Raw genomic sequence first — 23,333 nt, forward strand, 5'->3', positions numbered from 1 at the left:
ACGCAGCAGATCACGCAGGACAGGTCACGGACAGGTCCGAAGAGGGGCTCTCATGGTCCAGGCACTCGGTGTCGCCGTCGTAGGTTTCGGCTGGATGGGCCGGGTGCACACCCAGGCGTACGCCCGGGTCCGCCACCACTATCCGCACCTGGCGCTGCGCCCGGAGCTGGTGACGGTCGCCGAGGAGGTGCCGGGGCGGGCCGAGGAGGCCGCCGCGCAGTTCGGGTTCGCCTCGGCGACCCGCGACTGGCGCGAGGTGGCGGCGGACCCGCGGGTGCACGCGGTCAGCATCACGGCTCCCAACTTCCTGCACCGCGAGATCGCCGTCGCGATGGCCGGGGCGGGCAAGCACATCTGGGTGGAGAAGCCGGTCGGCCTGTCCGCCGACGACGCGCGGGCGGTGGCGGACGCGGTGGCCGGGGCCGGGGTGCAGGGCACGGTCGGCTTCAACTACCGCAACGCCCCTGCCGTGGAGACCGCCCGCGACCTGATCGCCGCCGGCGAGATCGGCACCGTCACCCATGCCCGCCTCCGCTTCCTCAGCGACTACGCGGCCCACCCGGAGGGTGCGCTCACCTGGCGCTACGAGCGGGAGCGCGGCGGCAGCGGAGTGCTCGGCGACCTGGCCTCGCACGGCGCGGACCTGGCCCGGTTCCTGCTCGGCGACATCGCGTCGCTGACCGCCGACACGGCGGTCTTCCTGCCGGAGCGGGCCCGCCCCGCGGCCGCCACCGCCGGGCACGCCCGGGCCACGGGCGGCGAGCCGGGGCCGGTCGAGAACGAGGACTACGTCAACTGCCTGCTGCGCTTCGCCTCCGGCGCCCGCGGCGTCCTGGAGGCCTGCCGGGTCTCCGTCGCCGAGCAGAACAACTACGGCTTCGAGGTGCACGGCACCAGGGGCGCGGTGTCCTGGGACTTCCGCCGCATGAACGAACTGCGCGTCAGCCGCGGCACGGAGTACCAGGACCAGCCGGTGAGCACCGTGTACGTCGGCCCCGGGCACGGCGAGTTCGCCGCGTTCCAGCCGGGGGCCGCGAACGCCATGGGGTACGACGACCTGAAGGTGGTGGAGGCCCACCGCTTCCTGCGCTCGGTCGCCGAGGGCACCCCGTACGGCGCCACCCTGTCGGACGCCGTGTACAGCGCGGCCGTACTGGAGGCCATGTCGCGGTCGGCGGACAGCGGCACCTGGGTCAGTCCCGCGGTGTCCGGGTGACGGCGCCGCGGCGGCGGGCCCGTGTCGTCCACCGGCCCAGCAGTATCTGGACCGGGGCCAGTACGAGCCAGCTCCACATGGCCGCGGGGCCGACCGCCAGGGCGAGCGGGATGCTCAGCGCGAAGACCACCGTCGTCGCCGCGATGTCCAGGCCGAAGAGCAGGAACCCCTCCTCGGGGGCCGTACCGCCGCACAGCCACGGCCGGTTGGCCAGTACGGCGAGCAGGATCACGTGGGAGGCGCCCAGGGCGGCGATCGCCGCCGCGTAGACGGCGACGGAGACCGGATCGTCCCCGTACTCGGAGAGGAGCTTGGTCGGGAAAGGGACGAGTGCCGCGACACCGAGGCCGGCCAGGGACAGCGTGATCACCTGGCCGTCGACCCGTTCGACGAGGCCGAAGATGCGGCGGTGGTCGCGCCAGAAGAGCCCGAGCACCAGCAGACTGAGCACGTACGCCCCCAGGTTGGGCGCGAGATCCCGCAGTTCGGCGCGGTAGGCGGAGGAGTCCAGACCGCTGGGGACGGAGAAGTCCAGGACGAGCAGCGTGATGGCGATCGCGAAGACACCGTCGGCCAGCGCCACCACCCGCTCGGGGCCGCCGGCCGGAGTCGATTTCCACATGTCCCCGACGGTAGGAGCGAGGGCACGGACGGCCCCGTCACACGCCGGGGGCGGCGGCACGCGTCACACGGTCGCGGTGTCGGGCGGCATGTTGTGCGGGGTGACGACCTGGATCGGCGAGGGCCGCGCCGGACCGGCGGACGGCAGCGCGCCGTGGGCCCGCATCACGTGGTGGCAGGCCTCGCGCAGGTCGTGACGCAGGTCGTGGTGGAGGACGACGGACAGCCGCCGCTCGCGCAGCAGACGGGTGTTGTCCCGGTCGAGGTCGTGGGCGACGAACACCTCGCAGCGGCGGCCGAGGTCCGCGAAGGCGCGCAGCGTGGCGATGTTCCCGCCGCCCATCGAGTAGACCGCCCGGATGTCCGGGTCGCGGTCGAGCGCGGCCCGCACCAGGTCGTACTGGGTGGCGTCCAGGCCCTGCCCCTCGGCGATCTCGACGAGTGCCCGCGCGGGGTGGTGGGCCCGCATGACGCCGCGGAAGCCCATCTCGCGTTCCTCCTCGTTGCGGAAGAAGCCGCTGCTGAGGCTGGTGAGGACGTTGCCGGGGCGGTCGCCGAGCCACTGGCCCATGAGGTAGGCGGCGGTCGCGCCGGCCGCCCGGTCGTCGATGCCGACGTAGGCGACCCGGGGGCTGGCGGGCAGGTCCGTCGCCAGGGTGACGACGGGGACGCCCGCGGCGGCCAGCCGGGCCACGGCGGCGGTCACCTCGGGGACGTCCGGGGCCTTGAGGACCACCCCCTGGGAGCCGCGCCGGGCGATCCGGTCCAGGGTGTCGGCCAGTTCCCCGGCCGGGCCCGTCTCACGGAAGTGGAAGCGGCAGCGCACCACGGCCGGGTGCAGGGCGGGCAGTTCGGCCTCCAGCGCGGCCCGCACGGCGGTGGAGAAGCGCTCCGGCGCCTGCATCACGATGTCGCACATGAAGGTGCGGCCGACCAGCCGGACCTGGGTGCGCTGGCGGTCCAGGTCGGCGATGGCCCGGTGCACCTCGTAGGCGGTGCTCCGGCGCACACCGCCGCGGCCGTTGAGCACCCGGTCGACGGTGGCTTCGCTCAGGCCCGCCTGCCGTGCGATCTCCCGGATCGGGAAGGGATGCCCCATGACCGGCTCCTCGGCTTCGTCCGTGCGGTGCGCTCTGATGGCTTTTTGATGGCCCGCTGATGGTTGTTCGACGCGTTTGTCCGGACAAGAATGACAGCACCGCGTCGCCCCTGTCAGCGAAAGGACGACGATGCCCGCAGCGCCCGTCCCCGCCCACCGCGCCCACCTGTCCGCACGCGACTGCGATCTCGCCGCCTTCCGCGAGCTCGTCGAGCAGCCGACCGACCCGGCCGCCCACCCGCGGGCCGCCGCCGTGGAGCAGAACGTCCCCGTGTACGACGCCGGGGCGCTGCGCGACGACGCGGAGACGGCGGCCGAACTCGTCCACGCCCTCGCCGACGGCCCCGGCATCGTCGTCCTCAAGGGCGCCTTTCCGGACCCGGCGGTGGTCGACCGGGCCACCGCGGTGTTCGACGCGCTGATCGCCGAGCAGCGCGCCTCGGGCGCCGCCGCCGGAGACCACTTCGCCGCGCCCGGGGCCAACGACCGGGTGTGGAACGCGTTGGAGAAGGCGGCCCTGCGCGATCCGGAGGCGTTCGCCGACTACTACGCGAACGACGCCCTGGCCCTGGTGGCCCGCGCCTGGCTCGGCCCCGGCCACCAGGTCACCTCCCAGATCAACGTGGTCAACCCGGGCGGTGCCGCGCAGACCGTGCACCGCGACTACCACCTGGGCTTCCTCTCGGGCGAGGCTGCCGCCGCGTACCCGGCGCACGTGCACCGGCTCTCCCCGGTGCTCACCCTCCAGGGCGCGGTCGCGCACTGCGACATGCCGGTGGAGTCGGGTCCCACGCTGTACCTGCCGCACTCGCAGAAGTACGAGCCGGGCTACCTGGCCTGGCGGCTGCCGGAGTTCCGGGAGTACTTCGAGGCGCACCACGTGCAGGTGCCGCTGGCCAAGGGCGACGCGGTGTTCTTCAGTCCCGCGCTGTTCCACGCGGCGGGTGCCAACCGCTCCGCGGACGTCCGCCGGATGGCCAACCTGTTGCAGGTCTCCTCCGCGTTCGGCCGGGCCATGGAGAGCGTGGACCGGGAGGCGGTGGTGAACGCCGTCTACCCGGTGCTGCTGAGGCGGAAGGCCGAGGGCGTGGGCGAGCGGTGGCTGGAGCAGGTGGTCGCCGCGAGCGCGGAGGGGTACCCCTTCCCCACCAACCTCGACCGCGACCCGCCGGTCGACGGTCTGGCCCCGCCCTCCCAGGCGGACGTCGTACGGCGGGCGCTGCGCGAGGAGTGGGCCCCGCAGGCGCTCCGGGCGCGGCTGCGGGCGGACCGCGCACGACGCGAGAGCCGATGAACGGGGGCGCGCGGGGCACCGGCCCCGGCGCGGACACCCCACCCACCGAGCAAGGAGCAGCACAGCACATGCGTATCGGAATCCTCGGCCTCGGCCGCATCGGCGCCTTCCACGCCGAGACCCTCGCCGGACTCGACGCCGTCGACTCGCTCGTCGTCGCCGACCCGTTCGCGGACGCCGCGAAGGCCGCCGCCGAGCGGTTCGGCGCCGAGGTCGCGGACTCGCCCGAGGCGGTGCTGGCCGCGGGCGTGGACGGAGTGGTGGTCGCGGCCGCGACCGACGCCCACCCCGACCTGATCCGGGCCGCCGTCGGGGCCGGCGTGCCCGTCTTCTGCGAAAAGCCCGTCGCCCGCACCATGACGGAGGGCGTCGAGGTGCTCAAGGCCCTCGCGGGCCACGACGTGCCGGTCCAGATCGGTTACCAGCGCCGCTTCGACGCCGGGTTCGCCGCGGCGCGGGCCGCCGTGCGCAGCGGCGAACTGGGGCCGCTGCACACCGTACGGTCGACCACGCTGGACCCGGCGCCGCCGCCGGCCGCGTACGTCGCCGCCTCCGGGGGCATCTTCCGGGACTGCTCGGTGCACGACTTCGACTCGATCCGCTGGGTGACCGGCCGGGAGGTGAGCGAGGTGTACGCCGTCGGCGGCAACCGCGGTGCCGACTTCATCCGGGAGGCGGGCGACGCGGACACCACCGGCGCGATCCTCACCCTGGACGACGGCACCATCGCGGTGGTCTCCAACAGCCGCCACAACGCCCGTGGTTACGACGTCCGGATGGAGATCCACGGCTTCGACGACTCGATCGCCGTCGGCCTGGAGGACCGGCTGCCCCTGCGCTCGGTCGAGCCGGGCGTGACCTTCCCGGCCGGAACTCCCCACGACTTCTTCATGGCCCGCTTCACCGCCGCCTACCGCGCCGAGCTGACCGCGTTCACCGAGGTCATCGCGGGTGCCCGCACCTCGCCCTGCACGGTCGAGGACGCGCTGGAGGCGGGCTGGATCGCCGAGGCGTGCACGCTGTCGCTGCACGAGCACCGGCCGGTGACCATCGCCGAGGTGCGGCGCGGCTGAGCGGGGTGGGGCGGGCTCACGGTCCGGCGGGCTGCCCGGTCAGCCCTCCGGCTCGCTGATGTTCACCATCCAGGTGACGCCGAAGCGGTCCGTGCACATGCCGAAGACGTCGCCCCACATCTGCTTCTCCAGGGGCACCGCGACGGCACCGCCGGCGGACAGCTTCTCCCAGTAGCCGCGCAGCTCGGCCGCGTCGTCGCCGCTGAGACTCACCGCGAAGGTGTTCCCCGGCGTGTACTCCATCCCGGGCGGGGTGTCGGCGCCCATCAGGGTGAAGCCGCTCGGCGTCTCCAGCATGCCGTGCATGATCTTGTCGGTGTAGGCGGGGTCCGGCATCCCGGCCGAACCGAAGGTGTTCAGCGACAGCGTGCCGCCGAACACCTGCTCGTAGAGCTCCATCGCCTGACGGGCGTCCCCGTCGAAGCTGAGGTACGGGTTGAGACGCGAGGACATGGGTGCCTCCCGGAACGGGACGAGGTGTCAGTGCTGCGCACGTTAGCGCGCACCACCGGCAACGGCCCGCCGAGCGGCGCACCGGCGGGACGCGCCCGCCGGTGCGGCCGGTCTCAGGCGCCGCAGGAGCGCAGGAACTTCCGGGTGCGCACCGCGATGGGCAGCGGCTTGTCCGGCTCGCAGGGGTACATGTCCTGCTCGACGATGGCGAACAGGTCCACGCCGAGTTCCTGGGCCGCCGTGAGCACCGGGCCCAGCTCCGGCACGCCGCCCGGCGGCTCGCACATCACGCCGCGCTGCACGGCCGGTCCGAACGGCACCCCGCCCTCGCGCACGCCGGCGAGGATCTCCGGGTCGACCTGCTTGAGGTGCAGGTAGCCGATGCGCTCGCCGTAGGTCTCGATCAGCTTGACGCTGTCGCCGCCGCAGTAGGCGTAGTGGCCGGTGTCGAGGCAGAGGTTGACGAGGTCGGAGTCGGTGGCGTCGAGGAAGCGCTCGACGTGCTCCTCGGTGTCGATGTGGGTGTCGGCGTGCGGGTGGACGACGATGTCCAGGCCGTAGGTCTCCCGTACCTCGCGGCCCAGGCGTTCCATGCCGCGGGTGAGGTGGCCCCACTGCTCGCCGGTCAGCTCCGGCGGCTCCAGGATCTCGGCGGTCTTGTCGTCGCGCCAGAAGGACGGGATGACGACGAGGTGCTTCGCGTCCATCGCCTGGGTGAGGGCGGCGACGCGGCCGACCTGTTCCCAGGTGGCGTCCCATTCGGAGGGGCCGCGGTGCAGGCCGCAGAAGATGGTGCCCGCGGAGACCTTGAGTCCGCGCCTGGTCACCTCGTCGGTGAGCCGGGCCGGGTCGGTGGGGAGGTAGCCGTAGGGGCCCAGCTCGATCCAGTCGTAGCCGGCCTCGGTGACCTCGTCCAGGAACCGTTCCCACGGCACCTGCCGGGGGTCGTCGGGGAACCATACGCCCCAGGAGTCGGGGGCCGAGCCGACGCGGATGCGGTCGAGGGCAGAGGGCATGCTCAGGCCTTCCCTTCGGCGGTGCCGGATGCGGTGCTGTCGGACGCGGCGGCGTCGGACTCCGCCGCGTCGGACGCGGCGCTCTCGGTCTTCCTGTCGGTCCTGTCGGCAGTATCGGGTGCGGAGGGCTTCACCGCATCGCCCGCGGCGTCGGGCAGCGCCGCCACGTCGACCCCGCCGACCTGCGCCAGCTCGTGCTTGAGGGCGGCCAGTTCGGCGCCGCCCGCCATGTGGTTGGTGAGCGCTTCGAGGGTGATGTCGGCGCGGGCGGCGCTCAGTTCGAGGGTGCCCAGGCGCAGCACGCTGAAGTGGTCGCCGACCATGTAGGCGTGGTGGGGGTTGTGGGTGATGAAGATGACGCCGAGTCCGCGCTCGCGGGCGGCGGCGATGTACTTGAGGACCACGCCGGACTGCTTGACGCCGAGCGCGGCGGTGGGCTCGTCGAGGATGAGGACGCGGGCGCCGAAGTAGACGGCGCGGGCGATGGCGACGCACTGGCGCTGGCCGCCGGAGAGGGTGCCGATGGGCTGTTCGAGGTCGTCCAGGACGATGCCCATGTTGCGCAGTTCCTCGTCGGCGGTCCGCTTCATGCGGTCGATGTCGAGGCGGCGCACCGGCCAGGGGCCCTTGGTCATCTCGGAGCCGAGGAAGAAGTTCCGCCACACCGGCATCAGCGGGATCGTGGCGAGGTCCTGGTAGACCGTGGCGATGCCGCGGGCCAGCGCGTCGCGCGGGGTGGCGAAGCGCACGGCGTCGCCGTCGACGAGGAACTCGCCCTCGGTGTGCTGGTGCAGCCCGGAGATGATCTTGATGAGGGTGGACTTGCCGGCCCCGTTGTCACCGAGCACGCAGGTCACCCGGCCGGGGTGCACGGTGAGGTCGACGCCGTGCAGGGCGCGGATGTTGCCGTAGGACTTTCCGGCCCGGCGGAGTTCGACGAGCGGGCGGTCCTGCTGGGGTACGGGGTCGGCCAGGACGGCGCCGTGGGTGCCGGGGGCTGTGGGGGTCTTGCTGGTCATGCCGATCACCTCCGGGTCGCGGCGCGGCGGACGTACAGGTTGATGAGGACGGCGCCGAGGAGCATCACGCCGAGGAAGGCCTTGAACCAGTCGGGGTTCCAGCCCGCGAAGACGATGCCCTGGTTCACCATGCCGAACATGAAGGCGCCGAAGACGGGGCCGATGGCGGAGCCGTAGCCGCCGGTGAGCAGGCAGCCGCCGATGACGGCCGCGGCGATGTAGATCAGCTCCTGGCCGACGCCCTCACCCGACTGCACGGTGTTGAAGGAGAACAGCTGGTGCATGCCGACGAACCAGGCGCCGAAGCCGACCAGCATGAACAGCGTGATCTTCGTGAAGGTGACCGGCACGCCGACCGCGCGGGCGGACTCCTGGCTGCCGCCGACGGCGAAGATCCAGTTGCCGTACTTGGTGCGCAGCAGGACCCAGGTGGCCAGGGCCGCGAAGACCAGCCACCACACGACCGTGATCTTCACCTCGACGCCGCCGACGTCGAAGGACGAGGCGAACAGGGCCTTGGCCTGGTCGAAGCCGTCCATGTCGCTGATGTCGTCGGTGGCGACGTTGCCGGTGACGAGCTTGGTGACGGCGAGGTTGACGCCCTGGAGGACCAGGAAGGTGGCCAGCGTGACCAGGAAGCTCGGCAGGCCGGTCTTCACCAGTACCCAGCCGTTGAAGGCGCCGACGGCGAGCGAGGCCACGAGGGCGACGACGACGCCCATCCAGACGTTCATGGTCAGCTGGTAGCTGAGCATGCCGGCGGTGAGCGCGGAGGTGACCACGGCGACACCGGCGGACAGGTCGAACTCGCCGCCGATCATCAGCAGGGCGACGGGCAGCGCCATGATGCCGATGGTGGACGACTGGTACAGCACCGTCGCCATGGAGCCGCCGTCGCGGAGCGTGGGCGCGGCGATCAGGAAGAAGACGAACACGGCGACGGCGCCGAGGAAGACCCCGACCTCGGGCCGGGCGAGCACCCGCAGCGCCACGGAGCGCTCACGGGTGCGGCCGTCGGTCTCCTTGGGGCCGGGGGCCGGCGGTGTGGTCACCGCCGGCTCAGCCTGTTGGGCCATGCTCATCACCGGGTGCCCTTCGAGGCGAACTCGGCGACGGCCTTGACGTTGGTCTTGTCGACGAAGGCCGGGCCGGTCAGCACCGGCTGCTCACCGCCGCCGCTGTAGTTGCCGTTGTTCTTGTAGAGCCACAGTCCGTCGACCGCGAGGTAGCCCTGGAGGTAGGGCTGCTGGTCGACGGCGAACTCGATGTCGCCCTTGTCGATGGCGCCGGTCAGTTCCTTGTTGAGGTCGAAGGTGGCGACCTTGGCCTTGCTGCCGGACTCGTCCACCGACTGCACGGCGGTCATGGCGAAGGGGGCGCCGAGCGTGACGAGGTGGTCGATGCCGCCGTCCTGCTTGAGCTTGGCGGTGATGGTCGACTTCACCGAGGGCATGTCGGTGCCGTTGACGTAGAGGTTCTCGATGGACCCCTCGAAGGTCTTCTTCACGCCGTCGCAGCGCTGGGTCAGGCCGACGTTGCCCTGCTCGTGGATGACGCAGACGGCCTTCTTGGCCCCGTCCTCGTTGAGCCGCTTGCCGAGCGCCTCGCCGGCCACGCTCTCGTCCTGGCCGAAGAACTCCATCAGGCCGAGCTTCTTCCAGTCCGCCAGACCGGAGTTGAGCCCGACCACGGGTATGCCGGCCTTCTCCGCCTTGTCGAGGACGCTGCGCAGGGCGTCCGGCTTGGCGAGGGTGACGGCGATGCCGTCGACCTTCTGGTCGATCGCGTTCTGCACCAGGTTGGCCTGGTTGCCCGCGTTCGGGTCGGCGGAGTAGACGAGCTTGACGTTGTCCTTGTCGGCGGCGGCCTGGGCGCCCTTGCGGACGATGTCCCAGAAGGTGTCGCCGGGCGCCTGGTGGGTGACCAGGGCGACCGTCATGCGGGGGGTGTTCGCCTTGCCCGCGGAGGCGCCCGAGTCGCTGTCCTCGTCGGCCTTCTTCCCGCCCGAGCTGCTGGAGCAGCCGGCGAGGGTCAGGGCCGCGGCGGCGGCGAGGGCCACGGCAGGGGCGAATCTGCGGGAGCGGGCGTGCGAAGAGCGGTCCATCTTTTCCTGCACCTCACTGTGCGACTGTGCGACGGGAGAGCCGTGTGCCAGACCCGAGTGCCAGACCCGAGAAGAATGGCTGTTGCTGCGCTGGGACCGGATACAAGTCCTTGGGACGCCCACTGTCAATACTTTGTCAAGACATCATTTCACTCGCAGGTCCGAATGTAAGTACAAAGTATTGACAGCGTCGTCCAGGAGTCATACACCTTGGGAGGCGGCAGGCCCCCGCCCAGCCAAAGGAGCGTCGCACATGGCCGAGTCAGTCCCGCGTTTCGATCTGATCACGATGGGCCGCATCGGGGTCGATCTCTATCCTTTGCAGACGGGCGTACCCCTGGCGGAGGTTGAGACCTTCGGCAAGTTTCTCGGCGGTTCGGCCTCCAACGTCGCGGTCGCGGCCGCCCGGCTCGGCCGCGCCACGGCCGTCATCACCCGCACGGGCGACGACCCCTTCGGCGGGTATCTGCACGGCGCGCTGAAGGAGTTCGGCGTCGACGACCGCTGGGTCACGCCGGTCGCCGCGTACCCGACTCCGGTGACGTTCTGCGAGATCTTCCCGCCGGACGACTTCCCGCTGTACTTCTACCGCCGCCCCAAGGCGCCGGACCTGGAGATCCACCCGGAGGAGCTGGACCTGGACGCGATCCGCGCGGCCTCGATCTTCTGGATGACCGGCACCGGACTGAGCGAGGAACCGAGCCGCACGGCGACGCTGGCCGCCCTCGCGCACCGCGCGAAGTCCGGCACCACGGTCTTCGACCTGGACTGGCGCCCCATGTTCTGGGCCGACCCCGACCAGGCCCGTCCGTACTACGCCGAGGCGCTCGCGCACGCGACCGTCGCGGTCGGCAACCTGGACGAGTGCGAGATCGCCACGGGGGTGCGCGAACCCCGCGCCTGCGCCGAGGCGTTGCTGGCGGCCGGCGTGGAGCTGGCCGTCGTCAAGCAGGGTCCGAAGGGCGTCCTCGCCGTGCACCGCGACGGCCGGTCGGCCGAGGTGCCGCCGGTCCCGGTCGAGGTGGTCAACGGCCTCGGCGCGGGCGACGCGTTCGGCGGCTCCCTGTGCCACGGTCTGCTCTCCGGCTGGGAGCTGGAGCGGATCATGCGGTACGCCAACGCGGCCGGCGCCCTCGTCGCCTCCCGCCTCGCCTGTTCCTCCGCGATGCCCACCGGGGCGGAGGTCGACGACCTCCTCGCGCGAGCCACACCCTGAACGGAGCAACGCCTTGTCCCTCAGCATCTCCAGCATCCCGGACCTCACCGCGGTCCGCGCCCGGCACCCGGAGGCGATCGCCGAGGCCGCGGCCCGCCGGGTGCGCCGCCCGCTGATCGGCGACTCCGGCCGCCTGATGATCGTGGCCGCCGACCACCCGGCGCGCGGCGCGCTCGGCGTCGGCGACCGCGGGCTCGCCATGGCCAACCGGGCCGACCTGCTGGAACGCCTGTGCACCGCGCTGTCCCGGCCCGGCGTCGACGGGGTGCTCGCCACCGCGGACGTGCTGGAGGACCTGCTGCTGCTCGGCGTGCTGGAGAACAAGGTCGTCATGGGCTCGATGAACCGCGGCGGACTCGCGGGCGCCGCCTTCGAGATGGACGACCGCTTCACCGGCCACCGCGCCGAGGACATCGCCCGGCTGCGCTTCGACGCGGGCAAGCTGCTGCTGCGCATCGACTACGACGACCCCGGCTCGCTGACCACGATGGAGGCGAGCGCCCGCGCGGTCGACGCCATGGCGGAGCGCCGACTGCCGCTGTTCGTCGAGCCGTTCATGTCCCGCCGGGTCGACGGACGGGTCCGCAACGACCTGTCGGCCGAGGCCGTGACCCGCTCCATCGCCATCGCCTCGGGTCTCGGCGGCACCTCCGCCTACACCTGGCTGAAACTGCCCGTCACCCGCGACCCGGACGACATGGCCGAGGTCCTGGAGACCTCCACGCTGCCCGCAGTGCTGCTGGGCGGCGACATAGGGGGCTCCCCGGCGGACCAGACCGCGGCCTACGAACGCTGGCGCAAGGCGCTGCGGCTGCCCACCGTGCAGGGCATGGTCGTCGGGCGCTCGCTGCTCTACCCGGCCGGGGGCAGCGTGGAAGAGGCGGTGGACACGGCCGTCGGACTGCTGTGACCGGGACTGCTGGGACCGACTGCTGTGACCGAGGAGAGGCGGAGGAGCGGACGATGACGTATCACCTTCCCGCGGGCGGGGCGGCGGCCGACGGCCCGTACGCCGTGGACGTGACACCCGAGAGCGCGGGCTGGGGCTACTCGAGCCTGCGCGTGGTGAACCTGGCCCCCGGCGGCAGCCACACCTTCGACAGCGGCGAGAGCGAGTGGATCGTCCTGCCGCTGAGCGGCGGCTGCACGGTCGCGACCGCCGACGTCTTCGGCCGGGACACCTTCGAACTGACCGGCCGCGACAGCGTGTTCGGCGGTGTCACCGACTTCGCGTACGTCCCCCGCGACGCCCGCACGACCCTGACCTCCACCGGCGGCGGCCGGTTCGCGCTGACCGGCGCCCGCTGCACCCGTCGCCTGCCCGCCCGCTACGGCCCGGCATCGTCGGTGCCGGTGGAGCTGCGCGGCACCGGGAACTGCTCGCGGCAGGTCAACAACTTCGGCGCGGCGGGGACGTTCGAGTGCGACAGGCTGATCGCGGTCGAGGTGCTCACGCCGGGCGGCAACTGGTCGTCGTTCCCGCCCCACAAGCACGACGAGCACCGCCCCGGCGAGGAGTCGGTGCTGGAGGAGATCTACTACTTCGAGTTCGCGGCCCACGACGGCACCCCCGGCCTCGGCTACCAGCGCGTCTCCCCCTCCGGACGGGGACAGGGCACGGACGTGCTCGCCGAAGTGCGCGACGGGGACGTCGTCCTGATCCCCGACGGCTGGCACGGGCCGTCGATGGCGGTCCCCGGCCACCACATGTACTACCTGAACGTCATGGCGGGCCCGGAGGCCGAGCGCGCCTGGCTGATCTGCGACCACCCCGACCACGCCTGGATCCGCGACACCTGGCCCGAGCAGCCGGTCGACCCCCGGCTCCCCCTCTACACCGCACCGGAGAGGTCCGCATGAGCGCCGCCGCCACCCGCCGACTGACCACCGCCCAGGCCCTGGTGCGCTTCCTGGCCGCGCAGTACACCGAACGCGACGGCGTACGGCACCGCCTGATCGCAGGCACCTGGGGGATCTTCGGGCACGGCAACGTGGCCGGCCTCGGCCAGGCGCTCGTGGAGTACCGCGAGGCGATGCCCTACCACCAGGGCCGCAGCGAACAGGCCATGGTGCACGCGGCCGTCGGTCACGCCCGGCAGCTCAACCGCCTGTCCGCGCAGGCGGTGACGACCTCCATCGGGCCCGGCGCGACCAACCTGGTCACGGGCGCGGCCCTCGCCACGATCAACCGGCTGCCGGTCCTGCTCCTGCCCGGCGACTACTTCGCCTCGCACGCCGCCGACCCGCTGCTCCAGCAGCTGGAGCACCCGGTGGAGGCCGACGTGTCCGTGAACGACGCCCTGCGGCCGGTGTCCCGGTACTTCGACCGGATCACCCGCCCCGAGGCGCTCCTCGCCTCCGCGCTCCAGGCGATGCGCGTGCTCAGCGACCCGGCGGAGACCGGCGCGGTCACCCTCGCGCTGCCCCAGGACGTGCAGGCGCAGGCGTACGACTGGCCGGAGGAGTTCTTCGCCGACCGCGTGTGGCGGGTGCGCCGTCCCGCGCCCGACCCGGCGGAGCTGGCCGAGGCCGTCCGGGCGATCCGCGCCGCCGCGCGTCCGCTGATCGTCGCGGGCGGCGGCGTCCACCACAGCGAGGCCGAACCGGCCCTGAAGGCACTGGTGGACGCCACCGGCATCCCGGTCGCCTCCACCCAGGCCGGCAAGGGCGCGCTGCGCCACGACCACCCGGCGGAGCTCGGCGGCATCGGCCACACCGGCACCGCGGTGAGCGACGCCCTGGCCCGCACCGCGGACCTGGTGATCGGCGTCGGCACCCGCTACTCGGACTTCACCACGGCCTCCGGCACCCTCTTCCAGCACCCGGGTGTGCGCTTCCTGAACCTCAACATCACCGCCTTCGACGCCCACAAGCTCGCCGCCGCCACCCTGGTGTGCGACGCCCGGTCGGGGCTGACGGCGCTCACGGAGGCACTGGCCGGGCACCGGGTGGACGCGGCGTACGAGGCGGAGTACCGCACCGGCAGGGCCCGTTGGGAGGAGGCGGTCGAGGGGGCGTTCCGGGCCGACGACGACAGCGCGGTGCCCACCCAGACGCAGGTGCTGGGCGCGCTCGACGCGGTGGTCGGCGACGCGGACGTGGTGATCAACGCGGCCGGTTCGCTCCCCGGCGACCTGCACAAGCTGTGGCGGGCCCGCTCCCCGCGCCAGTACCACCTGGAGTACGGCTACTCCTGCATGGGCTACGAGATCCCGGCCGCGCTCGGCGTCCAGCAGGCCGCGCCCGGCACCCCCGTGTGGGCCCTGGTCGGCGACGGCACGTACCTGATGAACCCGACCGAGATCGTCACGGCGGTGCAGGAGAACCTGCCGGTGAAGCTGGTGCTGGTGCAGAACCACGGGTACGCCTCGATCGGCGGCCTGTCCGAGTCGGTGGGCGCCGAGCGCTTCGGCACCGACTACCGCCACCGCGTCGCCGACGGCTCCTTCACCGGCGCCCCGCTCCCCGTCGACCTCGCCGCCAACGCGGCCAGCCTCGGCATGGACGTGCTGCGCGCCAAGACGGTGCGGGAGCTGCGCGAGGCACTGGCGACGGCCCGCGCGGCGACCCGCCCGACCTGTGTGTACGTCGAGACGGCGCCCCCGTCGGCCGCTCTCCCGGCCCAGGCCTGGTGGGACGTGCCGGTGGCCGAGGTGTCGGCCCGCGAGGCCGCCACGGACGCGCGGGCGGCCTACGAGCGCGCGGTCGCCGACCGCCGCCGCCACCTCTGACCCCTCCGGCGTCCCCGCCACCCAGCCAGTCCCCTACGCAAGGGAGGTACGTCCATGGCGAAGACCGGCGACCCCGCACGTGCCGTGACCGCCCCCGCGATCGGCACCCTGGACTTCGCCCTGGACCGGAGCAGTCCGGTGCCGCTCTACTACCAGCTGGCCCAGCAGTTGGAGGCGGCGATAGAACACGGTGTCCTCGCCCCGGGGAACCTGCTGGGCAACGAGGTCGACCTCTCCGTCCGCCTCGGCCTGTCCCGGCCGACGGTCCGGCAGGCCATCCAGTCCCTGGTCGACAAGGGGCTGCTGGTACGGCGGCGCGGGGTCGGCACCCAGGTGGTGCACAGCCAGGTCAGGCGCCCGCTTGAGCTGAGCAGCCTCTACGACGACCTGGAGGCGGCCGGACAGGACCCCGGGACCCGGGTGGTCCGCAACGAGCACGTCCCGGCCACCGCCGAGGTCGCGGCGGCCCTCGGTGTCGCGGAGGGCACCGAGGTCGCCGTCCTGGAGCGGCTGCGCCTCACCCACGGGCAGCCGGTGGCGATGCTGTGCAACCACCTCCCGGCGGGCCTGCTGGAACTCGGCGACGCCCGGCTGGAGTCGACCGGCCTGTACCGGATGATGCGCTCCTCGGGCATCACCCTGCACAGCGCCCGGCAGACCGTCGGCGCCCGCATCGCCTCCCGCGAGGAGGCCGAACGCCTCGGTGAGCGGGAGGGCGCCGCGCTGCTCACCATGCGGCGCATCGCGTACGACGACACCGGGCGGCCGGTCGAGTACGGGACGCACGTCTACCGGGCATCCCGGTATGCGTTCGACTTCCAGCTGCTGGTCAGGAACTGACCGGGCTCAGTGGACCGTGTCCAGGCGGGTCCGCTGGTCCGGCGTCAGCTCCAGCTCCACGGCCGCCAGGTTCTCCTCCAGCTGGGCGACGGACGAGGCCCCGGCCAGCGGCACGATCGGCAGTTCCGCGCCGATCTGCCAGGCGAGGACGACCTGGTTGACCGTGGCCCCGGTCTCCCGGGCCACCTCGCGGAGCACGGCGAGCCGGGCCGGGGTGCCCGGGTGGTCGTAGTCCGGGGGCAGCGGCTTGTCCTCGCGGGCGTAGGCACCGGCCAGCAGCGGCGAATAGGCGACCAGGGTCAGCGCCGGCTCCGCCCGCAGGTAGCCGAGGAGTTCGGCCCCGGCGTGGCCGAGGCTGCCGTACGGGGAGAACTCGCTCGGCACGTCGAAGCGGGGCCGCAGGTGGCTGTGCTGGTATTGCAGCACCTCGTAGCCGGGCCATCCGGCGGCCGCGGCCAGGGCCCGGGCCCGCTCGACGCGCCACATCGCCTGGTTGCTGACGCCGAGCAGTCCGACGGTGCCCTCCGCGACCAGTGCGCCGAAGGCCTCGACGGTCTCGCGCTGCGCCACGGTGAAGTCGTCGATGTGGGCGTACAGCAGGTCGAGTTTGTCCACTCCCAGCCGTCGCCTGCTGCGGTCGGCCGCCTCCCGGATCACCTCGGCGGACAGGCCCTCGGGGTTGTCGGTGTAGCCGGTGCCGGGCGCGAGCGGGCGCGCGCCGAGCTTGGTGGCGATCACGACCTCGTCGCCGATGCCGCGGCTGCGCCGCCAGCGGCCGAGGAGTTCCTCGCTCTGGCCGCCCTGGCCGCCGTCGGTCCAGAAGGCGTAGTTGTCGGACGTGTCGATGAAGTTTCCGCCGGCCTCCACATAGCGGTCGAGGACGGCGAACGAGGTCTTCTCGTCGGTCAGCGAGCCGAACAGCATCGCGCCGAGGGCGAGCACACTCACCTCGCGGCGGTGCGCCGGGTCGGTGCCGATGGTGCGGTACTTCACTATGTTCCTCCCCATGCGCGCCCGGTCGTCCGGGCACGGGAGGGAGTCTTCATTTTGAAGTGCGCTTCAAGTCAAGCGCTCAGTAGTCTCGGCTCGCGTGAACAGGCGAAAGCACAAGAAACTGTCCCGGCGTCTCGTCGACGCCGCGCTCGTCGGTGAGCCGGCCCGGGTGCGGGCCGCGCTGCGGGCCGGAGCGCCCGCCGAGACGGCGGACACCGCGGGGAGCACCCCGCTGTACCTGGCGTCCGTGAACGGGGACGCCGACATCGTCCGCGTGCTGCTCGCGGCCGGTGCCCGGCCGGACACGGAGAGCGGGATCGGCTCGGAGGGCACACCGCTGTGCGGGGCGGCCTGCTGGGGACACACCGAGGCCGTCCGCGCGCTCCTCGAGTACGGGGCCGACCCGAACCTGCGCGAGGACCACGGCACGGGCTGGGCGCCGCTGGACTGGGCGTCGAACGGACCGCACCGGGAGACGGCGGACCTGCTCGTCGCCGCGGGGGCGCGGCCGCGGGACTGACCACCGGGAGGGGCGGCACGAAGAAGGGCCTTCACGGACTCGCGTCCGTGAAGGCCCTGCACACCGTCGGGACGACAGGATTTGAACCTGCGACCCCTTGACCCCCAGTCAAGTGCGCTACCAAGCTGCGCCACGTCCCGGTGTCGTCACGCGCGGTGGACCGCGCGATCACGCGACAGCACTTTACCCCACGGACGGGGCCGCGCCTAAGCGGGCACCGGAGAGGGACAATCGGTGCCATGGACAGCCCTGCCGACAACTCCGTGGACAGCACCGCCTCCGACCGCCCGCCGGAGGGTCGGGACCGTGACGACGAGGGCCGGGCGCGCAACGCCCGGCCGCGGGACGGGCTCGGACGCCCGCTGCCGTACGGCGCGGACGGCGTGCCGCGCCAGCCCGAGGGCGTCGTACGGACCCCGGAGGCGACCGTCGCCGAGGCGCAGCGGCTGCTGGACGACGGGAAGCCGTTCCACGCGCACGAGGTCTTCGAGGACGCCTGGAAGTCGGGGCCCGAGGTGGAGCGGGAGCTGTGGCGGGGCATGGCCCAGCTGGCCGTCGGGCTCACGCACTCGGCGCGCGGCAACACCACCGGCGGGGCGAGGCTGCTGCGGCGGGGGGCGGGTGCCGTCACGGCGTGGGCGGCGTCGGGGTCCGGGCGGCAGCGGCCGTACGGGATGGATCTGGGCGCGGTCGCCGGGTGGGCCCGGGAGCTGGCGGGCGAGGTGGAGAGCGGCGGTGCCGTGGACGCGGCGGCGCGGGCGCCCCGGCTGCGGGGCTGAACCCCGCCGGAGCGGCCCGGCCGGGGCACGGCCGGCGGCGTACGGCAGACTCGGTGCGTGCGGACCATTCATGTGATCGGTATCGGCGCGGGCGACCCCGAGCAGCTGACGCTCCAGGCCGTCAGGGTCCTGCGGGGCACGGACGTGTTCTTCGTCCTGGACAAGGGCGGGGCCAAGGCCGACCTGGTGCGGCTGCGCCGGGAGCTGCTGGAGACGCACGTGCCGGAGGGGACGTACCGGGTCGTCGAGGCGCGTGACCCCGAGCGGGACCGGGGCGCGGGCGGCGCCGCCTACTCCCCCGCCGTCGGGGACTGGCGCAGTGCCCGCGCGGGCGTCTACGAGCGGCTGATCGCCGAGGAGCTGGGCGAGGACGAGAGCGGCGCGTTCCTGGTGTGGGGCGACCCTGCCCTGTACGACAGCACGCTGGGCATCCTGGAGGAGGTCCTGGAGCGCGGCGCGGTGGCGTTCGCGTACGACGTGGTGCCCGGCATCAGCAGCGTCTCCTCGCTGGTCGCCCGGCACCGGACGGGGCTGAACCGGGTGGCGCGCCCGGTGCAGATCACCACCGGGCGGCGGCTGGCCGAGGGGTTCCCCGCGGACGCGGACGACGTCGTCGTGATGCTGGACGCCCATCAGACCTTCCGGCGGTACGCGGACCAGGACATCGACATCTACTGGGGTGCCTACCTGGGCACCCCGGACGAGATCCTCGACTCCGGCCCGATCGCCGAGGCCGCGCCCCGCATCGAGCGGCTGCGTGCCGAGGCGCGGGAGCGCAAGGGCTGGATCATGGACACCTATCTGCTGCGGCGCAACCCCGGGGACCGCTGACCGGGCGGGGCCCGAGCGGGTCCTCGGGCCCACCCGGGCGGACCGCTCCCGCATGCGTGGCCGGTGCACGGGTGTGATCGTGACCGTGTGACAGTCGCCGAGGAGTCCCCGCGGACCGCAGCCGCCCAGCCGCCCGTGCTGGACCGGCGGCGCCGCAACGTCGTCTTCGTCACGATCATGCTCGGCATGCTCCTCGCGGCCCTGGACCAGACGATCGTCGGCACCGCGCTGCCCACGATCGTGTCGGACCTGGGCGGCGCCGAACACATGTCGTGGGTGGTGACCTCCTACCTGCTCGCGGAGACCGTGGCGACGGTCCTGGTCGGCAAGTTCGGCGACCTGTTCGGCCGCAAGGTCGTCTTCCAGGTGTCCGCGGTCGTGTTCATCACCGGCTCGTTCCTGTGCGGGCTGGCGACCAACATGCCGCTGCTGATCCTCTGGCGGGCGGTGCAGGGCATCGGCGCGGGCGGCCTGATGGTGACGGCGATGGCGCTGATCGCGGACGTCATCCCGCTGCGGGAGCGGGGCAAGTACCAGGGCGCGATCGGCGCGGTGTTCGGGGTCGCCACGGTCATCGGGCCGCTGCTGGGCGGTCTGTTCACCGACCACCTGTCCTGGCGCTGGGCGTTCTACGTCAACGTGCCCATCGCGATCGTCGTCGTCTTCGCCGCCGCCCGCACCATCCCGGTGGTGAAGTCGGCCGCCCGTCCCGTCATCGACTACCTGGGCATCGCGCTGGTCGCGGTCGGCGCCAGCGCGCTGATCCTGGCGACGAGCTGGGGCGGCAACGAGTACGCCTGGGGCTCGGCCGTGATCATCGGCCTGTTCGCGGGCGGGCTGATCGCACTCGGTCTGTTCTGCTGGGTGGAGACCCGGGCCGCCGAACCGATGCTGCCGATGCGGCTGTTCTCCAACCCGGTGTTCACGGTCTGCTCGATCCTCAGCTTCATCGTCGGCTTCGCCATGCTGGGCGCGCTGACGTATCTGCCGACATACCTGCAATACGTCGACGGGGACTCGGCCACCGTCTCCGGGGTGCGGACGCTGCCGATGGTGGCGGGGCTGCTGATCGCCTCGGTGTTCAGCGGCAACGTGGTCAGCAAGACGGGGCGCTACCGGCTGTTCCCCATCGTGGGCACCCTGGTGATGGGCGTCGGCCTGTACCTGATGTCGCTGATGGGTCCGGCCACGGGCGCGGGGCTTGAGTCGCTGTACATGTTCGTGCTGGGCACCGGGATCGGCCTGTCCATGCAGGTGCTGACCATCGCCGTGCAGAACACGGTCGAGTACTCCGACCTCGGCACCGCGACTTCCGGCGTCACCTTCTTCCGCACGCTGGGCAGTTCCTTCGGCACCGCCGTGTTCGGCACGATCTACGCCAACTCGCTGGGTCCCAACCTGCGCGACGGAGTCGCGGCGGCGGCCCGCACCGGTGCCGCGGACCCGTCGGTGATCGCGCGGGCGTCGACCAGTCCGGAGGGTGTGCACCGGCTGCCGCCCCCGGCGTCGGCGCCGGTCATCGGCGCGTACGCGGACACCATCCAGACCGTGTTCCTGTGGACGGTGCCGGTCGCGGTCCTGGGCTTCGTGGTCGCCCTGTTCCTCAAGCAGGTCCAGCTGCGCGACAGCGCCCGCGCGGGGTCCACGGACATGGGCGAGGGCTTCGCCTCACCGCACGACGCCAGCAGCAGGCGGACGCTGGAGGCCTCCGTCGGGAAGATCATCGGCGGTACGGAGCTGGACACCGCGCGTCGGATCATCGCGGACAGCGACACCCGGCTGGACGTCGCCGGTGCCTGGGCCGTGATGCAGGTGGACCTGTTCACGCGGCTGGTCGGGCACGCCAGCCTCGGGCTGATCGCCGCCCGCCGCCGGCTGCCGCCGGAGGTGCTGCTGCCGGTCTTCGACCGGATGGTGGAGGAGGGGTTCCTGACCCGGCACGGCTCCCTGCTGTCCCACACCGAGGCGGGTGCCCGGGAGGCGCTGGTGATCGGCCGGGCGTGGGCGGTCTGGCTGGAGGACCGGGTGGAGCGGGACATCGGCCGCCCCACGGACACGGAGCTGCGCGCCGCCGTCGACGCCATCGCCAAGCGCCTGCTGGTGGAGGACCTCAGCAACGGCCTCCCCCGGCGGATCAGGCAAGGAGCAACTGCAGACCGCCCACAACCGTCGCCGCGATCACCAGACGCTCGAACAGGCGTTGGTTGATCCGGTTCACGGCCCATCTGCCGAGGAACGCGCCGGGCACCACGAAGACGACCAGCACCGCGTCGAGCAGCAGCGAGTGGCCGTCGATCAGGCCGAGCCCCGCGCTGAAGGGCAGCTTGGAGACGTTGACGATCAGGAAGAAGAACGCCGAGGTGCCCAGGAAGCCGAGTTTCCGGAACCCCGCGGAGAGCAGGTACATCGACATCACCGGGCCGCCCGCGTTGGCGACCATCGTGGTGAACCCGCCCAGGACGCCGTACGAGCGGGCCTTCACGCGGCCGGTGCGCGAGGTGACCTCGTCCGGCTGTTCCGCGGCGTCGGCCCGCCGCCGGCGCCACACCGTCACCCCGGCCATGAACAGCAGGATCACACCGATCGAGGTGCGGACGACCGCGTCGTCGGCCCACACCAGGAACAGGGTGCCGACGACCACGCCCACGCCGACCGCCGGGAACAGCCGCCACAGGGTGGGCCAGTGCGCGTGGCGCCGGTAGGTGAGGACGGCCAGGACGTCACCGGCGATCAGCACCGGCAGCAGGATGCCGGTGGAGGCGCGGGCGGGCAGGACGGCCGCGAAGATCGCGAGGCTGACCGTGTTGGCCCCGCTCACCGCGGTCTTGGAGAAGCCGACGAGCAGGGCCGCGAAGGCGAGGGCGGCGAATTCCCAGCCGGTGAGGTGCCAGAGCGTCATGGTGTCCATTGCGGGGACCGATGCTATGCGCACCCCACCGGTGTCGTAAGCACCGTCTCGCCCATTGATCCTTAGCGGTCGGCGTACCGCACGCGCAGCTCCCGCTTCAGCACCTTCATGCTCGGCCCGAGCGGCAGTTCGTCCGCGAACTCCACCCGGCGGGGGTACTTGTGCCGGCCGAGGTGCTGCTTGGACCACTCGGTGACCCCGGCGGCGTCCGGCACCGCGTCGGGCGTCGTGCCGGGGGCGCGCACGACGACGGCGCAGACCTCCTCGCCGTGCAGCTCGTCGGGGAGCCCGATGACGGCGACCTGCGCGATGCCGGGGTGGCGCATCAGCACCTCCTCGACCTCCCGCGGGTAGACGTTGTAGCCGCCGCGGATGATGACGTCCTTCTTCCGGTCGACGATCCTCAGGAATCCGTCCTCGTCCTTGGTGCCCAGGTCCCCGGTGCGGAACCAGCCGTCCACGAGCGCCTCCGCGGTGGCCTCGGGACGGCCGAGGTAGCCGGAGAAGACGTTGTGACCGCGGACGACGACCTCGCCCAGTTCGCCGGGCGGCAGCAGTTCCACCGCGCCCTCGACCTCCGCGCGGGCGATCTCCACGTCGACGCCCCACAGCGGGTGGCCGATGGTGCCGGGCCTGGCGCCGAACACCGGCTGGTTCACGGCGGCGGCCGGAGAGGTCTCCGACAGCCCGTACCCCTCGTAGATCCTCGCCCCGAAGGCCTTCTCGAACCGTTCGAGGACGGCCACCGGAAGCGAGGCGCCGCCGGAGACGCACACCCGCAGCTCCGGCAGGGCGTCGGCGCCGGCCGCCGCGGCGGCGAGGGCGACGAACATGGTCGGCACCCCGTGGAAGGTGTTGACGCCCTCCTTCACCATCAGCTCGATCGCGCGCGCCGCGTCGAAACGCGGCAGCAGGACCAGGGTCGCGCCCGCCCGCCAGGTGGAGTTGAGGGAGACGGTCTGGCCGAAGGCGTGGAAGAGGGGCAGCGCGCCGAGCGCCACGTCGTCGGGCCGGATGTCGTTGGCGTCGAAGGCGTTGACCGTCGCGTTCATCACCAGGTTGAAGTGGCTGAGCACGGCGCCCTTGGGGACGCCGGTCGTGCCGCTGGTGTAAAAGACGACGGCCGGGTCGTCGGCGTCCCGGGTGACGTACGCGGGCAGGGGCTCGGCGTCGGCGGCGAGCCTGCCGAACTCGGCTTCCTCGCCGAGCGTGATCATCCGTACGCCGGTCTCCCGCGCGGCGGCCGCCCCGGTCTCCGCCTGCGCCGGGTGGCACAGCAGCAGGGTGGCGCCGCTGTCGCGCAGGACGTGCTCGACCTCGGCCGCCGACAGCAGCGGGTGCACCGGCACCACGACGGCCCCGGCCGCGGCGACGGCGTAGTACGCGACCGGGAATTCGGCGGTGTTCGGTGCCATCAGCGCGACCCGGTCCCCCGGCCGGACGTCCAGGCCGACGAGGGCGCCGGCCTGGGCGCGGGCCCGCCGCCACACCTCGGCGAAGGTCAGCCGCAGGTCGCCCTCGACGAGCGCCTCCTTGTCGGGACGGCGCCGGGCGTTCTCGGCGAGGACGGCGGCGACGGAGAGGGTTGCCATGGGGTGTTGCTCCGTTTCCTTGCTGCGG

At 72.6% G+C, this 23,333-nt stretch carries 22 protein-coding genes and 1 tRNA gene; 12 read left to right on the plus strand and 11 right to left on the minus strand.

Annotation, left to right across the window (positions count from 1 at the left end; translation table 11 throughout):
• Window positions 1-52: 52 nt before the first annotated feature.
• Window positions 53-1,216 (plus strand): Gfo/Idh/MocA family protein, encoded by a 1,164-nt coding sequence (locus B9W62_RS04860; protein ID WP_087805504.1) that lies wholly within the window; start codon window positions 53-55, stop codon window positions 1,214-1,216.
• Here B9W62_RS04860 and B9W62_RS04865 read toward each other — a convergent pair.
• Together B9W62_RS04865 and B9W62_RS04870 are read right to left on the minus strand one after the other, a co-directional pair.
• Window positions 1,194-1,838: a TMEM175 family protein gene (locus B9W62_RS04865; protein ID WP_179235352.1), complete on the minus strand. Its 645-nt coding sequence runs from the start codon at window positions 1,836-1,838 to the stop codon at window positions 1,194-1,196. The genes B9W62_RS04860 and B9W62_RS04865 overlap by 23 nt on opposite strands.
• 63 nt (window positions 1,839-1,901) lie before the next feature.
• Window positions 1,902-2,936: a LacI family DNA-binding transcriptional regulator gene (locus B9W62_RS04870; RefSeq protein WP_087805506.1), complete on the minus strand. Its 1,035-nt coding sequence runs from the start codon at window positions 2,934-2,936 to the stop codon at window positions 1,902-1,904.
• A 130-nt stretch (window positions 2,937-3,066) separates the two neighbouring features.
• Between B9W62_RS04870 and B9W62_RS04875 the strand changes: the two genes are divergently transcribed.
• Both B9W62_RS04875 and B9W62_RS04880 read left to right on the plus strand, forming a co-directional pair.
• Window positions 3,067-4,230 (plus strand): phytanoyl-CoA dioxygenase family protein, encoded by a 1,164-nt coding sequence (locus tag B9W62_RS04875; RefSeq protein WP_087805509.1) that lies wholly within the window; start codon window positions 3,067-3,069, stop codon window positions 4,228-4,230.
• A 68-nt stretch (window positions 4,231-4,298) separates the two neighbouring features.
• Window positions 4,299-5,303, plus strand: coding sequence for a Gfo/Idh/MocA family protein (locus B9W62_RS04880; RefSeq protein WP_179235353.1), 1,005 nt, complete (start codon window positions 4,299-4,301; stop codon window positions 5,301-5,303).
• Window positions 5,304-5,342: 39 nt separating this feature from the next.
• Here B9W62_RS04880 and B9W62_RS04885 read toward each other — a convergent pair whose 3' ends face one another.
• The 5 genes from B9W62_RS04885 to B9W62_RS04905 all read right to left on the minus strand — a co-directional run bounded on the left by B9W62_RS04885 (window position 5,343) and on the right by B9W62_RS04905 (window position 9,895).
• Window positions 5,343-5,756, minus strand: a complete 414-nt coding sequence (locus B9W62_RS04885) for a VOC family protein (RefSeq protein ID WP_087805513.1) — start codon at window positions 5,754-5,756, stop codon at window positions 5,343-5,345.
• 113 nt (window positions 5,757-5,869) lie between these two features.
• Window positions 5,870-6,772, minus strand: coding sequence for a sugar phosphate isomerase/epimerase family protein (locus B9W62_RS04890; protein ID WP_087805515.1), 903 nt, complete (start codon window positions 6,770-6,772; stop codon window positions 5,870-5,872).
• A gap of 2 nt (window positions 6,773-6,774) precedes the next feature.
• Window positions 6,775-7,791 carry an ATP-binding cassette domain-containing protein gene (locus B9W62_RS04895; protein WP_087811750.1) on the minus strand — a complete coding sequence of 339 codons (1,017 nt, stop codon included), beginning with the start codon at window positions 7,789-7,791 and terminating at the stop codon, window positions 6,775-6,777.
• A gap of 5 nt (window positions 7,792-7,796) precedes the next feature.
• The gene (locus tag B9W62_RS04900; protein WP_179235354.1) at window positions 7,797-8,873 is read right to left on the minus strand and encodes an ABC transporter permease; all 1,077 of its coding nucleotides are present in this window, start codon (window positions 8,871-8,873) and stop codon (window positions 7,797-7,799) included.
• On the minus strand, window positions 8,873-9,895 hold the full coding sequence (locus tag B9W62_RS04905) for a sugar ABC transporter substrate-binding protein (RefSeq protein WP_087805519.1): 1,023 nt from the start codon (window positions 9,893-9,895) through the stop codon (window positions 8,873-8,875). Before B9W62_RS04905 ends, B9W62_RS04900 begins: the two co-directional genes overlap by 1 nt.
• 253 nt (window positions 9,896-10,148) lie before the next feature.
• On the opposite strand from B9W62_RS04905, the gene iolC reads away from it, so the two are divergent.
• The 5 genes from iolC to B9W62_RS04930 are packed head-to-tail and all read left to right on the plus strand — an operon-like array spanning window position 10,149 to window position 15,682.
• Window positions 10,149-11,111: a 5-dehydro-2-deoxygluconokinase gene (iolC, locus tag B9W62_RS04910; RefSeq protein ID WP_087805521.1), complete on the plus strand. Its 963-nt coding sequence runs from the start codon at window positions 10,149-10,151 to the stop codon at window positions 11,109-11,111.
• Window positions 11,112-11,124: 13 nt separating this feature from the next.
• Window positions 11,125-12,021 carry a Cgl0159 family (beta/alpha)8-fold protein gene (locus tag B9W62_RS04915; RefSeq protein ID WP_087805522.1) on the plus strand — a complete coding sequence of 299 codons (897 nt, stop codon included), beginning with the start codon at window positions 11,125-11,127 and terminating at the stop codon, window positions 12,019-12,021.
• 53 nt (window positions 12,022-12,074) lie between these two features.
• Window positions 12,075-12,971, plus strand: a complete 897-nt coding sequence (gene iolB / locus B9W62_RS04920) for a 5-deoxy-glucuronate isomerase (RefSeq protein ID WP_087805524.1) — start codon at window positions 12,075-12,077, stop codon at window positions 12,969-12,971.
• The gene (gene iolD, locus B9W62_RS04925) at window positions 12,968-14,842 is read left to right on the plus strand and encodes a 3D-(3,5/4)-trihydroxycyclohexane-1,2-dione acylhydrolase (decyclizing) (protein WP_087805526.1); all 1,875 of its coding nucleotides are present in this window, start codon (window positions 12,968-12,970) and stop codon (window positions 14,840-14,842) included. Before iolB ends, iolD begins: the two co-directional genes overlap by 4 nt.
• Window positions 14,843-14,896: 54 nt before the next feature.
• Window positions 14,897-15,682 (plus strand): GntR family transcriptional regulator, encoded by a 786-nt coding sequence (locus B9W62_RS04930; RefSeq protein WP_087805528.1) that lies wholly within the window; start codon window positions 14,897-14,899, stop codon window positions 15,680-15,682.
• A 6-nt stretch (window positions 15,683-15,688) separates the two neighbouring features.
• On the opposite strand, the gene B9W62_RS04935 is transcribed toward B9W62_RS04930, so the two are convergent.
• Entirely contained in the window at window positions 15,689-16,675 is a 987-nt protein-coding gene (locus tag B9W62_RS04935; RefSeq protein ID WP_087805529.1) for an aldo/keto reductase, read from the minus strand.
• A 97-nt stretch (window positions 16,676-16,772) separates the two neighbouring features.
• Here B9W62_RS04935 and B9W62_RS04940 point away from each other — a divergent pair, with 97 nt between their 5' ends.
• Window positions 16,773-17,195, plus strand: coding sequence for an ankyrin repeat domain-containing protein (locus B9W62_RS04940; protein ID WP_087805531.1), 423 nt, complete (start codon window positions 16,773-16,775; stop codon window positions 17,193-17,195).
• Window positions 17,196-17,261: 66 nt separating this feature from the next.
• Here the strand turns inward: B9W62_RS04940 and B9W62_RS04945 are convergent.
• A tRNA-Pro gene (locus B9W62_RS04945) sits at window positions 17,262-17,335 on the minus strand.
• 99 nt (window positions 17,336-17,434) lie between these two features.
• Between B9W62_RS04945 and B9W62_RS04950 the strand changes: the two genes are divergently transcribed.
• The 3 genes from B9W62_RS04950 (at window position 17,435) to B9W62_RS04960 (ending at window position 21,013) form a co-directional block, all read left to right on the plus strand.
• Window positions 17,435-17,974: a DUF309 domain-containing protein gene (locus tag B9W62_RS04950; RefSeq protein WP_087805533.1), complete on the plus strand. Its 540-nt coding sequence runs from the start codon at window positions 17,435-17,437 to the stop codon at window positions 17,972-17,974.
• A 57-nt stretch (window positions 17,975-18,031) separates the two neighbouring features.
• A complete protein-coding gene (gene cobF, locus B9W62_RS04955; protein ID WP_087805535.1) occupies window positions 18,032-18,805 on the plus strand; it encodes a precorrin-6A synthase (deacetylating) in 774 nt (257 codons plus the stop codon).
• 87 nt (window positions 18,806-18,892) lie between these two features.
• Window positions 18,893-21,013 (plus strand): MDR family MFS transporter, encoded by a 2,121-nt coding sequence (locus B9W62_RS04960; RefSeq protein ID WP_179235355.1) that lies wholly within the window; start codon window positions 18,893-18,895, stop codon window positions 21,011-21,013.
• On the opposite strand, the gene B9W62_RS04965 is transcribed toward B9W62_RS04960, so the two are convergent.
• The gene (locus tag B9W62_RS04965; protein WP_087805538.1) at window positions 20,940-21,713 is read right to left on the minus strand and encodes a sulfite exporter TauE/SafE family protein; all 774 of its coding nucleotides are present in this window, start codon (window positions 21,711-21,713) and stop codon (window positions 20,940-20,942) included. The genes B9W62_RS04960 and B9W62_RS04965 overlap by 74 nt on opposite strands.
• 62 nt (window positions 21,714-21,775) lie before the next feature.
• Window positions 21,776-23,305 (minus strand): long-chain-fatty-acid--CoA ligase, encoded by a 1,530-nt coding sequence (locus tag B9W62_RS04970; protein ID WP_087805540.1) that lies wholly within the window; start codon window positions 23,303-23,305, stop codon window positions 21,776-21,778.
• Window positions 23,306-23,333 lie beyond the last annotated feature (28 nt).

Origin of the sequence: Streptomyces sp. CS113 (genome assembly GCF_002188365.1) — a bacterium.
Classification (GTDB): domain Bacteria; phylum Actinomycetota; class Actinomycetes; order Streptomycetales; family Streptomycetaceae; genus Streptomyces; species Streptomyces tendae.